Origin of the sequence: Spirosoma endophyticum (genome assembly GCF_900112365.1) — a bacterium.
Taxonomy (GTDB): domain Bacteria; phylum Bacteroidota; class Bacteroidia; order Cytophagales; family Spirosomataceae; genus Spirosoma; species Spirosoma endophyticum.
Genome location: NZ_FOLQ01000012.1, coordinates 116,359 through 129,608, shown reverse-complemented (window position 1 = coordinate 129,608; position 13,250 = coordinate 116,359). Strand labels below are relative to the sequence as shown.

Below are 13,250 nucleotides of genomic sequence, written 5' to 3'. Positions count from 1 at the left end.
TTTTTTTGGGGACCAACGTGGCACATAGCCACTTTAAATTTATTAATGTAACTGCATTGAATACTTAAAGTGTTTGTAATTCCATTTCCAGGCCCTAGGTTAGTTGTATAATAGTTTATGTAAGGTTGATTGAACGGCCTAGAAACTAAATTTAATTTTATCATTTCACCAAAAAGTTCAATAAAAACACCATGAAACTAAAACGCTTAAACTGGTTAGCCAGAGGTACATTTTTAGTACTCATCGTGGTAGGAATAGGGGCAAGGCTTGGTCTGTTTGATCAGCCCTTCACCGGGACTTATCACTCGATTCGCCAGCCTTTAGCTGAACTGGCTTCAATAGGAAATACCATTCAGGGACTGGTCTTGCTGATTTGCCTGGTCGTGGGATTCTTCGCCTCAGGCCCATCCCGTAAGCTGTTTTAACGAAGACACACAATCAATTTTTTCTAGTCACATTCTCTTGTAACCGTTTAATTTTTTGTACCCATGAAAAATGTTAAAACCATTTATTTTTCTGCCCTTTCCTTAGTGTTGGGATTCCTTCTGTCAATAGGGTCAGTTTTTGCCCAGGGACTCCAATCCGGAGCGATTGCGAAAGGGGTTGATAAAGCAACGTCCGAGCTACAGGACGTGGGAAAAAGCGTTGGGGATTTGATGCTTCCTCTTTGCCTGATTATGGGGTTCGTAGGCGGCATTCAATGCGCCAGTAAATTTTTCAATAACGATCCTGATTTCAAAAAGAGCGTCATCAACTGGGGAGCGGCTATCGTTTTTGCGGGGGTTGTGGGCTTGGTGTTAACCTCTGCTTTTGGTAAATAATACACAGCCGTATGGGTTACCCGATTAACAAAGGGGCTGACCGCCCTCCCCAGGTCAGAGGGGTTATAGGTATGGATTACCTAGGCCAGCTGATCAAATGGATTATTTTCATCATTGTAACGGGGGGGGTGTCAGCCGTCTTTGTACCCCTACCAGGCTGGATGATATTTGCCGCCTGTGGCGTAGGGATATACGTGGTTTATATGAGACTGGTTAGACGGTCCGCAAAATCGGGGGCAGGCGGGTATGCCCGTCAGCAAGCACGCAAAAAACTACCTGGCATCGTAACGGTTCGGCAAGATTCAGTTTATCGGAATCTGCGCAAGTAATAACTCCTAAAGCGGACCATCATGAAATACTCGGTTAAAGAATTAGCAAAAATTTTTCCTCTTGGGGCAGTTGAAGAAAACTGTATTTTCACTAAATGGGGTGATTTAACCCTTGCCTTCGAGATTATCTTACCGGAAATTTTTACCCTCAATGCCCGTATCGAAGAGGGTGTTGAGATGGGAGATTACCGGGAGTTGGTTGAAACGTGGAGTAAGGCCATTGGCGTTTTACCGGCGGGTACGATTCTTCATAAGCAAGACTGGTTTGTAGAAGAGACCTATAAACCAAACACAAAGGAACTTCCCGAAAGCTATTTAGATCGATCTGCCGAATTGCATTTTAATGAGCGCCCGTATCTACATCACAAATGTTATGTCTACCTAACGTTTTCTCAGGGGGAAAGAACCCGTACCCACGCGGGACTAACCTCGCTGGTCAAAGCGCATATAGTGCCGAAACGGGCGCTTAGCAAAGGGGAGATTGACAAGTTTATGGTGGCTGTACTTCAATTAAAATCAATACTGGAATCAAACCGGCTAATCACCTGTCGTCGCCTTGGTAACGATGAATTGCAACCGGACAAGAACGCCCCGGTTGATAAAGCGGGTTTGATCGAACGCTACATGACCCTATCCTTGAACGATGAGGTTGTGCCACTCGCCGATTTTGATTTCACCTCCGAGGATGAGTTACGTATTGGCAACAAATACTCAAAGTTTTTTACTATTTCTCAGGTCGATGACATGCCGGACTCGATCAGTACCAATGTTCGGATTGGCGCTCTTTCGACTGAAAATTCAACGTTGTCAGTTGGGTATTCCACGCCAATTGGACTCATGCTGGATTGCAATCATATTTATAATCAATATGTATTTATTGACGATAAAACATTGATAACAGCCGAGTTAGAAAAGAAAGCGGGCAATATGGTGGCTTTATCCAATTTTGACCGGGCCAATAAGGTTAATGCGGACTTAGTTAACGGCTTTCTTACACTGGCCGCTGAAAAGTCCTGGACACCAGTTCGCATTCATGCCAACGTACAGGTCTGGACAGATGACAAACTTCGCTTGCCTGAACTACGGAATAAAACGACAGCAGCCATTGCCAAGATGAATCTAAAGCCGAGGGAAAATACGCGGGATGCGGCCTTTCTGTTTTTTGCGGGTATTCCCGGCAACGCGGCCGATTTACCGCGCGAAGACACCTTCACCCAGTTTGCTCCCCAGGCGGCTTGTTTATTCAACCACGAAACGAATTACTACACCTCTGAATCGGCCAGAAATAGTATTCGCGTGGTAGACCGGCTTTCGGGACGACCCCTGTGGGTTGATTTTTCCGATGAACCAATGGACAGAACCTGGATCAACAACAAAAACAAGTTTATCATTGGTCCCAGTGGATCGGGGAAAAGCTTTCTAACCAACCATTTTTTACGCAGCTATCACACACATGGCGCGCATATTGTCATCGTGGATGTGGGGGATTCCTACCGGGGTTTGTGTGGTATGCTGGGGGGGAAATACATCACCTACACGATGGAAGAACCCATCCATTTTAATCCATTTTTCCTGGAGGGACGGGCTTTCCCGGAGACCGAAAAGATGGAATCGCTTAAAAACCTGTTATTAACGCTCTGGAAATCGATCGAGGAAAAAACCAGCCGTGCCGAATACAATGCATTATCCTCAGCCGTAAAAGGGTACTTCCTGAAGCTTCAGGTCGATGAGTCCATATTTCCCTGCTTCGATACCTTCTACGAATTTATGCAACAGGATTTTAACGAATACCTGAAGCGGGAAGGGGTACGGGATGATTACTTCGATTACAACAATTTCATGTTTAACCTTAAGCCCTACTATAAGGGGGGTGAATTTGACTTCCTGTTGAATTCAAAGAAAAACCTGGATCTGTTGCACGAACGCTTTGTGGTGTTTGAACTGGACAATGTAAAGGATCACCCCATTCTTTATCCCATTGTGGCCATCATCGTTATGGATACGTTCATTTCAAAGATGCGGAAACTGAAAGGGATCAAGAAGATCATTTTGATTGAGGAAGCCTGGAAAGCCATCATGACGCCGAACATGGCGGGTTACATCAAGTACCTGTATAAAACCGTGCGGAAGTTTGATGGGGAAGCCTGGATTGTTACCCAGGAAGTCGATGACATCATTGGTAGTTCAATTGTCAAAGATTCAATTATCAACAATGCGGACACGAAGATTCTGATGGATCAGCGGAAGTATGAAAACAAATTCAACGCCGTCAAGGAGCTATTGGGCTTAACCAATAAGGAGAAGGATTTGATACTTTCCATGAACCGGGATAATGATCCGAATCGCATGTATAAAGAATTCTTTGTCAGCTGGGGCGGGCAACGATACCGGGTGTATGGCCTCGAAGTTTCACGTCCCGAATATTACGCCTTTACAACCAAGGAGAGTGAAAAACTCAGGGTGTTGAAAAAGGTGGCCAGTAACGGGGGCAACTTTGATATAGCGCTGAAAGAAGTCGTAGCGGAGGATTTAGACCTTAAATCAGTATGAAAACAAATCACAAAATCATAGGTCTGCTTGTGTGCGTACTTGTAACAATAGCGGGTCAACCTATAGCTTGGGGACAAACGGATTCTTCGGGTTCTACGCCTGACTATAGCCAGTACATGCCCATTGTTGACGTACCGCTAATTGGAAAGCCTACGGTAACCTTTCCGGGCCAAGCACCCATCAAAGTGAGTAAAGACGACTTAGGCGATGTGATTGGCAACTACGTTGAAAATTTATCAAATCAGCTCTCCCCGGATAATGTCTTAAGTAGTATTGGTAGTGATCTGACGGGTTACTTTGCTAGCATGAAGGATGAGCTATCGGACGAAGTATCGGGTTTGATTGGCGAAGCAGAAGATCAGATCATGTCGGGCATTAGCGATAAAATCGCTCAATTAGCCTCCACAATTGCCGATGTTGGAACGACACCGGCGGGTGAAGTCGAGCGGTTAAAAAAGATGGTAGCGGAGGGCTACACCAGCCAACAAAAAATTACGTATCAAACCCTGAAGGTGGATTATGCCTGGAAAAAATCCCATACGACCTTATCGCCGGAGTTCTGTTCCTATTACAAGGAATTAAATATAAAGGGGCTGTTTGATGCGGTAAAATTTCACGTACAGGAACTGGACAGAATACTATCCTCACCTGTCTTCACGGACAAAGAGCGTCAGGGCTATCAATCCCTGATTAAAAGCGTTGGCGCAACCAATGATTTAGCCTCTTCGGTCAATATCGTCTGTAACCTAGGCAGTTCTGGACAGGGCGTTACGGTTTCCTGGATGGCGCAAGGGGAACGCATGGATGTCTTGGATCAGGCGGCTACGGCGATCAAAAAACGACTTGAGGATGTTGGGAGCCTTCGGGACGAGCTTCGGAGAATCTATGTCTATCGCATTGCCAAGCAGCAGGCCAACGAGTTCAAACAGGGTAGTTTTCAAAAAAAATCGGGGCTGAATCATGTCGATACAAACTAACTACAACCGGTTAGTAGCCGTGCTGCTACTGGTTGGATTACTGGTGGTATGTCCACAAGTCGGACAGGCCCAAGATGAAGCGACGGATGTCCGGGCTCCCGGTCAACTGGACGCTGGTATGCCTACTGATCCCGCCTTGCAAGGCGAGATTGACAAAGTGCTTGGCATGACGGAGAGTAAAATCAAAATAGGCATTGTTGATCCCGGCGTTGACCTAGTTAATCTAGCCGTGAACAAAGCCCTCGATGAGATGATCAAAGCGATTGCGGATGCGGTAGTTGTGGCTCCCGCAGCGGAGAAGATCATGTCGATTTATCAGAAGACCAAAGATAAGCGATTGGTAAAGAAACTCGCCTCATTACGCACCGTCTGGAAAGATGGCCAGGAGCGACTCAATAAACTCAACTATCAGGATTTCAAACTGCGCTACGAATGGGCCCTGCAACACAATGACCAAAATAAAGCCATTAAGGAATCGTCGATAAAAGAGATTGAAAGCCAAACGACCAAGAACATTTGGGGAACGGAAATCTATGCCATTGACCAAAGTTACGATGGTGGCGGGCCAACCTCGAAAATGATTAAACGCTACCTCGACAGAGGGAAAAATGAAGATGTCGCGTTTTACAATAACTCGATAGTGATGGGCACGCTAGGTAGCACCGACATAATTAAGGCGCGGAATGCCTTTAGCGTTTCCAAAGGTAAGCCCGTCTTTTTGTCTCCCTATGACCGACTTAAACTACAACAAAAATCCCTGGCTGAAGCAAAACAGCACCACGCGGATTTAGCCAGTTTTGGCCGGAAAGTAGCAGCCTCGGTCAATTACTACCGCATGGCAGAGTCAGAACAGGCCATGCGTTCAGCGATCAGCAAGCGAATTTCTGACCCTTACATGATTCGTTACGTAAAGAAATGAAACAGCTCCTAGTAGTAGTACTCAGCCTACTGGCAACCTTCTCTCAAAGCAGTTGTCAAAAGCAAGATCGCTTCAGACGAACAGCAGTTGATTTCCCCGTTGGGTATGTAGGCCAGTGGGAGGCCGTTTTACCCGGTGGTAGCTCCCGTCTTTTTTACGCCGGTGTAACGATTAAACCGTCCGGAGACTCGCTATTGTGGAGTTACTTTTCGCAACTCGTAGATACGACCACGAATCATAAAATCCCTTGTGGCCCGGAAATGGCTTTCATGCCATTCCGTTGGGATGACTCAACCCATAGTGCGCTAGGCGATCATGGCGCAACACAGGGTTATGGTTTTGATAAGTTGCAGTTACTAAGTCCGTCAAAATTGCAACTCAATTCGCTGTGGCTGGCCACCAGCTGCCGGGGGCCTGGCGGCTTCAATTCAAGCCAGTTAGTTTTCTCAAAAGTTAATTCCTTCCAATTCAACCCATGATTTTACTACAATCCACTGGAACCGGCTGGAATGGTACGCTAGCCAACGGGGCCATCAGCAGTATTGAGGAAGCGGCTGACGCCTTGTTTGATACGATGCTGCCTGAATTCTCTTCCTTCATTGCCATTGGTCAGGCCATTGGCTTGATTGGCTCCCTGTTTTACGTATTTTACCGGGTTTGGGCGCACATGGCACGAAATGAAGCCATTGATGTATATCCACTCCTTCGACCGGTTGTTATTTCAATGCTCCTGCTGGCCTATCCAGGTTTATACTCCGGCGTTGTTTATATGGGCCGCACGCTGAGTGATGCGACGCAGGAAATGGGCGCTTTCCGTCGGGATGAGGTAGAACAACAGGTGTTAACCAACGCCAAAACGCGTATTGACAATCTAGGCAATAACAATGCTCCGCCACCGGTAGCAGCCGCCGAAGATAACCGCTCCTGGTTTCAACTGGTGACGGACAGTGTGATGGGTATGGGTAATTCGATCACCTCGGCGTACGCCGATGCGGTCAATTTTGTCATCGATACCACCGTGAACTATGTGCTGATGGCTCTTTTTCGGCTTATTTATTTCATTGTGATTATTGGCATAAAAATCATATCGACTTACTTCCTGATCATCTTAGGCATGTTTGGTCCTTTGACGATCGGTTTAGGCTGTTTCGACTGGTTTTACTCCTCCATTGCGGCCTGGGTGGGGCGGGTGCTACATACCCTTTTATGGGTGCCGATTGCCAATATCTATGGGTTCATTCTGGATAGTTTTCACCTGTCCAGCCTGCATGTAGAATTCCAGCAGCTTCAGGGCAACCCTGGAATGCCGAGTTCATCGATTGCCAACTTGCTTTTCTACGCCATCGGTATTTTTGGGTACTTGCTGGTCCCTAAACTGGCTACCTGGATATTGGATTCCACCGGGGTTTCAGACGGTTTACGAGCGATGTCGGCTCCGGCGCGTACGGCGACTCAGCTAGCCGGTGCAGCCTCGGGTAATACAGCGGGTCGCTTAGCCGGTGCCGCGACCTCTTACTAACTGCTTAAACTTTCCTTTGTATGAATGCTAATTTCAATTTTCGCTATTTGCGAAATATCGAATCGTCGTTTCAATTAGTCAGGATTTTAGTCTTTGTCATCGTCCTGGGCTGTATTGGGGTAGCTTCCTGGGTGGCCTATCTCTCGTACAAAACTACTCGGGAATCACGGGAGAAAATATACGTGCTCGACAATGGAGGTAAGTCGATTATGCTGGCGCTGGCTCAGGAACAGAACACAAATCGCCCAGCCGAGGCAAAAGACCATGTCAAGACGTTTTTGAAGCTTTTTTTCAACCAGGAACCCGATGAGAAAGCCATTGACGCCAATATGAAGCAGGCGGCTTACCTGGGGGATGAATCCATTACCCGGCATTACCTTGATTTGCGGGAAAAAGGCTTCTATACCAAGCTTTTACAAGGCAATACCATTCAGAAAGTGATGATTGATTCGGTCAGCCTGGACATGAATAAATCGCCCTACTACTGTACGATTAATGCCCGTATTATGCTGGTTCGCGCGACGAATATCACGATGCGTAAATTAATTGCCGATTGCTACCTCATCGACGCTACCCGAACGGATAATAACCCGCACGGCTTTGTCATTGAGCGGTTCCGGGTTACAGATAATTCGGACATAGAAACCATCAATCGGGATCACTACGAAGGGCATCGTCCTTAACCCCTTAACGTCCCTACATCTATGTTCCTGAACATCCTTAAACGGCGAAAGAAGCCGCCTTCCGAACGACTCCTGTTGGCCTACCATTCGGCTTGCCTGTGGGTTTATTCGAATCTTGATAGGCGAGTCAAACAGTGGGAAAAACAGCCGCTTCAGCACCGTAAATGGCAAGCCGTCATTTGTCTGGCAGGGTTGCTTTTTCTAGGTTCTTTCAGTGTGTACTACACGGCAACTGGTCATTTTTTTACTCGTATAACCCAAAAACATCATGAGCACCAATCAAACCACGCCGGAGCCGGATCGCTTCGACGGAAGTAGAATCAAGCAGCTGATGCAGGATAAACGATTCGTCACCATCCTGACGGGTGCTGGGGTCTGCTTAATCCTGATTATTTACTACTTTCTTAACCACACCAAATCTAAGGAGGAGGGCGCGGTAAAACCAACCATGAGCTTAAATTCGGATTTGCCGAACGCTGGCGACTCAACGGGCCTACCTTCCCAGTCAAAACTTGAACTGGCTACGAATGCCCATCCGTTATCGATGCCCGATCAGATGCCGATGGAACGGGGCCTGAATGCAAACGTTCCGGCTACCCTTCATCCAGATCAATCTCGACGTGGTGGTGAAGCCGATTCGTACATCTATGGAAATGACGTCCCGGATGAAATCTACGAAAAACCAGAATCCCCCGCGCCCCCGCGCAAAAAAAAACGGAATCAGAAAGCGGGGACTAGGGCTGGGCAAGAGGAGCTGGCAGATGATGATGAGGTCAATGAGGTCGATCCGACCAAGACAAAGGCAGAAATTGAAAAACAGAAACAATTGCTGGCGTTGCTTCAGGAGTATAAAGCTGATAAGATCAAGCGCCAAGCTGATCTGCAAGGTAGAGCACTCAAGCCTGAAACGGTTCCGATCTCCACGGTTTCTTCGCTAAACGGAGCAGCGGGTAAGAATAATTTTTACGGGCTCCAGTCCGACATGCGTAAACAGCAGATGGACGCGAAGGAAGACTCGCTCTCGGTAACGGTTAAAGCAATGGTGTTTTCAGATCAAACGATTATATCGGGAGGTCGTGTAACGCTACGATTGCTCGAATCGATTACCCTTCGGGGCCGGATGATCCCGGAAGGTACCCGCCTGTACGGGGTTGCCAATTTTGGTGGCCAGCGGGTTAACATTGCCATTAACCAGGTACAGGTCGAAGGACGTATTCTGCCGATGAAATTAACGGTCTTTGATATGGATGGGTTATCGGGCATCTACGTCCCAAACGTTGTCGGCGTTCAACAAGGGCGTCAAGCGGTTTCCCAGGCGGGTCAGGGCTTTAATGTGAGTGCCCCCGTCTATTCGGCAAATGTGCCGGCAATGGCAGCGGCCTCCGCCGTTCAGGCTGGGCTTCAGGGAGGACGAAGCTTCCTCTCCCGTAAAGTGGCCGTTCAAAAGGCTACGCTGAAAAATAATTATTATGTCCTTTTAAAATAAGTAACTGCGATGAAACATGTAGTCTATATTTCGGTCCTAGCCCTTAGTGTGCATCACCTGGCATCGGCTCAAGTGGCTGATTCATTGAAAAGCGCCACACGTAATACGGCAACTTCACAAACAATGCGACTTGATTCAATCCGGAAACGGGTTGGTGCCGGAAACGCTGTGGCACCCAGTGCGGTGACGCCGGGTGTGGCCATTAGCGTCCCAGAGCGGCTAGGTCTTTCCACACAGGGTGAAGTGCCGGTATTTTCCTATGGATCACTTCCAATACAGGATCATAACGTCGTTCGTTCTTACTATCTTGATTTGGCGTTTAATAAGACGACCTGCATCATTTTCAAGTCGCCCATTCGGTCGGTCGATCTGGGTTCCAAGGATATTATTGCCGATAAAGCCAACGCAGTTGATAATGTCCTACGCGTGAAGGCAAGTAGTATCGGGTTTAATGAAACCAATTTTTCGGTCATGACGGCCGACGGGCAATTTTATAGTTTCGTGGTTAACTACAATGAATACCCGACCATGCTGGCGCTGGATCTATCCGTCAATGAGGAGGGGTTGGTCCAACAAAAGGCAAGGTCTGTTAACCAGAAAGGAACCCTTGTCAGCTTTGCTGGCGTGAATACCTCACAGCAGGAAATTGTCCAAAACTGCTCGTCTATCATGGAACACAACCGGCGAGTTAAACACATTGGTATTAATAAATACGACATTCAGGCGAGTCTACGGGGCCTGTATTACAAGGACAATGTGCTTTATTATAAAATAGGGGTGAAGAATAAATCCAACATCCGCTATGACCTGGATTTCATTCGCTTTTTTATCGTTGACAAAACCCTGGCGAAAGAAACGTCACACCAGGAATTGGAAGTCATTCCACTGTACGTATATAACCAACCGTTAGCTATAATTCCTGGGCAGAAGAGTGTTGAAAAAATATACGTCTTCCAAAAATTCACCATCCCGGATGACAAGGTGGTACAGGTGATTATGGGCGAAAAGAATGGGGGCCGAACGGTGACTTTCACGATGGCTAATCAGGACATTTTAGACGCTGATATCTTATGAAATCCCTTCAGATTCTGTTGCTCCTGGTGAGCACGCTCATTGGTCGGCAAGCCTACGCCCAGCGGCATATAAAGGGCCAGACGGCCGTTAGTTTTACGGCGGGAGTCGTCGATAACTTCCCTAAATTTTCGTCTCCACATGCACCGGGAAGCGGCTATATGGGTGCCCTTGATTACGTATGGTACCGAAAAAATGAGCGCTATTGGAAAGCCTCTGTATCGTACATGCGTAAATACTACGACGCCCAGACGCTGGCAAAACCTTTGATTGAGCAGTATTGGCTGTCGATGGATTACGTGCCCCGTGGTTTCTTTACAACCCATCGTTGGCTGTATATCGCACCTACGGCGGGACTATACGTTGGCTACGAATCTGTTAACCGGAATCAACCAAATTTAGCGGAAGGAGTCATTCAAAATAAATCTACGGCTTCCATTGGCCCTCAGCTCGGACTAGAAGCTGAGGTATATGTCGGTCCATCGCTGGCCATCGTGGGCGGGATCACTGAACGGTATATCCCGTTTTCGGAGGTCTCCAAATTTCGCACCACTGGATACATTGGTATCCGTTACTGTTTCTTCCGATGAAAAAGTCAATCTTTTGGGCCTGTGGCCTACTACTGGTTGGGGCGGCCTGTCAAACCGAATCGCTCGACATTCAACGCACATTTCCCTTTCAACTAGAGATAGACGCCTTTCCTACGTCAATTCCCTGGCGAAAGCCAACGTCAGTGGGCTTCGGTGTTAAACCGGATTACCTCACGTTGGGTAATTCGTATACACTTTCCTGGCAGGTAGCTGCGCCAGTGCGGGGTGAATTGTGGCTTAACAACAAGGTGCTCGCTCCCGGTGGAAAAACGGTCGTTCCAGCAACTATGAGTCGATTACTGAGTGATACGCTCACGTATATGCCCATTGATTCAGGTTCACATACCTTGACGTTTCGGGTTTTTGATTCGTTGGGTCAAGCTAAAGACACAACCTTCACCGTAACCGCTGTCAAATGATATGGAATCGCCCAAAAAGTCTCCCGCGACGGATCTGGATAGGTTGAAGGAGGCCGACCAAAAATCAGTGCAACTCTTTTGGAAAATTAAACACTTCTGAAAACGACTTGGTATAAAAGTTATTTGGTTTCTAGTCTTTCTTTTCATCGACTTGATAATAAGGATATGGTGTGATCTCCCTGAAGAATTTAGGGGTATTCATTTTTAGCCTCCGTATTCATCTTACCCTTAACAGCCATACATGACATGGTAGCGACAAAATCATCTCCAGAGCAAGCCTGCCAAGTGCCTGATTATACGGAGCGAAAAAGTGAATCAGGTACTTCCAGGAAAGAGTGGCTGATTTTACTTGTCTTGTTTGTAATCGCTTTTCTATTGTATCATTGGACCATAGCCCCCTGGATAGAACGCTATACGTTTGATAACCCATTGGTCCAATCAGTTAAGCGATTGCAGTACCGATAAGGTGATTCCGATACTTACTTTTCTCGTATAACGACGAGTAGTCTTAATGACTTTTATCAGTTGTCTTACCTTTATGAATGGTAATACCATGAGTCTTAAAACAGATCACCCCCTGAATCAATTAAGTGGTCACCAACCTAATCAGCCTACTTTATTGATTGGTTCGCCTGGCTCGGCAAAGAATGCCCTGCTAACGCAGTTTATGTTTACTGAATTTTCTACGAATGCACATCTGTATTACGTAGGATCAATGCCCTCGGAACAGCTTAACTATTTTATTGACGACCAACGCAACCTAATCGATTTTGATTACCCTGACCAATCGTTTCGCCTTAACCCGATTGACTGGAAACGCGTGACTGACCTTACAGACGCGGTTCGGATAGCTGGACTAATTCATTTGAATTTACGGCTTGGTCCTTATGATCCTGTCAACGAGAAAGGTTTCGTTCGGTACCCGGCAATCGTCCACTACATCGCGGCTATCATCTGGTATTTACGCACAGTAACTGAGAAGAACGCCAAGCATCCACTGGGCGTAGACGTTTGCACAATCCCCCATTTAATTGAATTTGCCAAACAAGGCTACCGTCGGACGCTGCCAATCCTGGCTTCGGTTCCTCAAATTGCCCAATTCATTCAGCCTATACTGAATGATTTTTCAAGCCATGATGAAATTAAGCCGCTGACTCGTAGCATAAGCATCGTGGAAATTTGTTTTGACACTTGGAGTAACCCCGGCTTGTACTGGATTTCAGCACCCGGAAATCCTATGGTCCAAGGCAATGATTTCACCCGGAGCGAGGAGCCACTACTGCCCGAAATATTACTGGTGAGAGGGAAAACCAGTGAATTTAAAAATAAGGCTACGCTGGCCTTATATACCGATTTTATTTGCCATACGCTGTTGCATACCCGATCTGTGAATTCACATCGGGCCGTTGTCTTGGACTCTTATCAACACATTAAATACCCTGACCTGGATCAAGTTGTTGTAACTAGCCGTTCCCAGCGGATTCATCTGTACGTAGCGTTTGATTACTTAGGACCTGAGCTGACGGCTAACAAGTCGCGGATTGAGTTTAATACTGCTTGTTTTGGTACGGTATTGATTTGTCCTTTACTCTTGCCAGTGGAAGCTGAATTTATCGCGTCTGTACCCACCTTGCGCGGTACGTTAACTCCGGCTACACTTCAGAATTTAAATTACGGTGAATTCGCTGGCTGGTTAGGTACGGGTTGGAACGAAGGACATCCGATACGCGGATATGAACCCTTATTCGTGGGTTATGCCCCTCTCTTAGAAGAGTCACCTGTTACTGATGCCATGCTTGAGCACGTCATCGCTATTCAGAGTCAAATTCAATCTCTTTTCACAGTAGGGAACTAGCAGAATTTTCGGGATTCCTTATTGGTGGCAG

14 protein-coding genes are annotated in these 13,250 nt (G+C 46.8%); all 14 read left to right on the top strand.

Annotation, left to right across the window (positions count from 1 at the left end; all coding sequences use genetic code 11):
• The first annotated feature begins 191 nt into the window (after positions 1-191).
• Entirely contained in the window at positions 192-425 is a 234-nt protein-coding gene (locus BM202_RS24565; protein WP_093831129.1) for a hypothetical protein, read from the top strand.
• Positions 426-488: 63 nt separating this feature from the next.
• Positions 489-821: a DUF4134 family protein gene (locus tag BM202_RS24560; protein WP_093831127.1), complete on the top strand. Its 333-nt coding sequence runs from the start codon at positions 489-491 to the stop codon at positions 819-821.
• Positions 822-832: 11 nt separating this feature from the next.
• Complete coding sequence (locus BM202_RS24555) at positions 833-1,150, top strand: DUF4133 domain-containing protein (RefSeq protein WP_093831125.1); 318 nt, start codon at positions 833-835, stop codon at positions 1,148-1,150.
• Positions 1,151-1,171: 21 nt separating this feature from the next.
• A complete protein-coding gene (locus BM202_RS24550; protein WP_093831123.1) occupies positions 1,172-3,700 on the top strand; it encodes a TraG family conjugative transposon ATPase in 2,529 nt (842 codons plus the stop codon).
• Positions 3,697-4,677, top strand: a complete 981-nt coding sequence (locus BM202_RS24545) for a zinc-binding metallopeptidase family protein (protein ID WP_093831121.1) — start codon at positions 3,697-3,699, stop codon at positions 4,675-4,677. Before BM202_RS24550 ends, BM202_RS24545 begins: the two co-directional genes overlap by 4 nt.
• Complete coding sequence (locus tag BM202_RS24540) at positions 4,661-5,596, top strand: hypothetical protein (RefSeq protein ID WP_093831119.1); 936 nt, start codon at positions 4,661-4,663, stop codon at positions 5,594-5,596. The genes BM202_RS24545 and BM202_RS24540 overlap by 17 nt, the downstream gene beginning before the upstream one ends.
• Positions 5,593-6,075, top strand: a complete 483-nt coding sequence (locus BM202_RS24535) for a hypothetical protein (RefSeq protein WP_093831117.1) — start codon at positions 5,593-5,595, stop codon at positions 6,073-6,075. The genes BM202_RS24540 and BM202_RS24535 overlap by 4 nt, the downstream gene beginning before the upstream one ends.
• A complete protein-coding gene (locus BM202_RS24530; protein ID WP_093831115.1) occupies positions 6,072-7,115 on the top strand; it encodes a TraJ family protein in 1,044 nt (347 codons plus the stop codon). Before BM202_RS24535 ends, BM202_RS24530 begins: the two co-directional genes overlap by 4 nt.
• 20 nt (positions 7,116-7,135) lie before the next feature.
• Positions 7,136-7,798 (top strand): conjugative transposon protein TraK, encoded by a 663-nt coding sequence (gene traK, locus BM202_RS24525; protein WP_093831113.1) that lies wholly within the window; start codon positions 7,136-7,138, stop codon positions 7,796-7,798.
• 268 nt (positions 7,799-8,066) lie between these two features.
• Positions 8,067-9,284 carry a conjugative transposon protein TraM gene (gene traM / locus BM202_RS24520; protein WP_093831111.1) on the top strand — a complete coding sequence of 406 codons (1,218 nt, stop codon included), beginning with the start codon at positions 8,067-8,069 and terminating at the stop codon, positions 9,282-9,284.
• Positions 9,285-9,293: 9 nt separating this feature from the next.
• A complete protein-coding gene (gene traN, locus BM202_RS24515) occupies positions 9,294-10,358 on the top strand; it encodes a conjugative transposon protein TraN (protein ID WP_093831109.1) in 1,065 nt (354 codons plus the stop codon).
• Entirely contained in the window at positions 10,355-10,945 is a 591-nt protein-coding gene (locus tag BM202_RS24510; RefSeq protein WP_093831107.1) for a conjugal transfer protein TraO, read from the top strand. The genes traN and BM202_RS24510 overlap by 4 nt, the downstream gene beginning before the upstream one ends.
• Positions 10,942-11,364, top strand: a complete 423-nt coding sequence (locus BM202_RS24505; RefSeq protein ID WP_093831105.1) for a hypothetical protein — start codon at positions 10,942-10,944, stop codon at positions 11,362-11,364. Before BM202_RS24510 ends, BM202_RS24505 begins: the two co-directional genes overlap by 4 nt.
• A 538-nt stretch (positions 11,365-11,902) precedes the next feature.
• The gene (locus BM202_RS24500; RefSeq protein WP_093831103.1) at positions 11,903-13,219 is read left to right on the top strand and encodes a hypothetical protein; all 1,317 of its coding nucleotides are present in this window, start codon (positions 11,903-11,905) and stop codon (positions 13,217-13,219) included.
• Positions 13,220-13,250 lie beyond the last annotated feature (31 nt).

Excerpts from the sequence above, each read along its gene's own strand:
- BM202_RS24565 (WP_093831129.1), top strand. The coding sequence starts at position 192 with ATGAAACTAAAACGCTTAAACTGGTTAGCCAGAGGTACATTTTTAGTA.
- BM202_RS24560 (WP_093831127.1), top strand. The coding sequence starts at position 489 with ATGAAAAATGTTAAAACCATTTATTTTTCTGCCCTTTCCTTAGTGTTG.
- BM202_RS24555 (WP_093831125.1), top strand. The coding sequence starts at position 833 with ATGGGTTACCCGATTAACAAAGGGGCTGACCGCCCTCCCCAGGTCAGA.
- BM202_RS24550 (WP_093831123.1), top strand. The coding sequence starts at position 1,172 with ATGAAATACTCGGTTAAAGAATTAGCAAAAATTTTTCCTCTTGGGGCA.
- BM202_RS24545 (WP_093831121.1), top strand. The coding sequence starts at position 3,697 with ATGAAAACAAATCACAAAATCATAGGTCTGCTTGTGTGCGTACTTGTA.
- BM202_RS24540 (WP_093831119.1), top strand. The coding sequence starts at position 4,661 with ATGTCGATACAAACTAACTACAACCGGTTAGTAGCCGTGCTGCTACTG.
- BM202_RS24535 (WP_093831117.1), top strand. The coding sequence starts at position 5,593 with ATGAAACAGCTCCTAGTAGTAGTACTCAGCCTACTGGCAACCTTCTCT.
- BM202_RS24530 (WP_093831115.1), top strand. The coding sequence starts at position 6,072 with ATGATTTTACTACAATCCACTGGAACCGGCTGGAATGGTACGCTAGCC.
- traK (WP_093831113.1), top strand. The coding sequence starts at position 7,136 with ATGAATGCTAATTTCAATTTTCGCTATTTGCGAAATATCGAATCGTCG.
- traM (WP_093831111.1), top strand. The coding sequence starts at position 8,067 with ATGAGCACCAATCAAACCACGCCGGAGCCGGATCGCTTCGACGGAAGT.
- traN (WP_093831109.1), top strand. The coding sequence starts at position 9,294 with ATGAAACATGTAGTCTATATTTCGGTCCTAGCCCTTAGTGTGCATCAC.
- BM202_RS24510 (WP_093831107.1), top strand. The coding sequence starts at position 10,355 with ATGAAATCCCTTCAGATTCTGTTGCTCCTGGTGAGCACGCTCATTGGT.
- BM202_RS24505 (WP_093831105.1), top strand. The coding sequence starts at position 10,942 with ATGAAAAAGTCAATCTTTTGGGCCTGTGGCCTACTACTGGTTGGGGCG.
- BM202_RS24500 (WP_093831103.1), top strand. The coding sequence starts at position 11,903 with ATGAATGGTAATACCATGAGTCTTAAAACAGATCACCCCCTGAATCAA.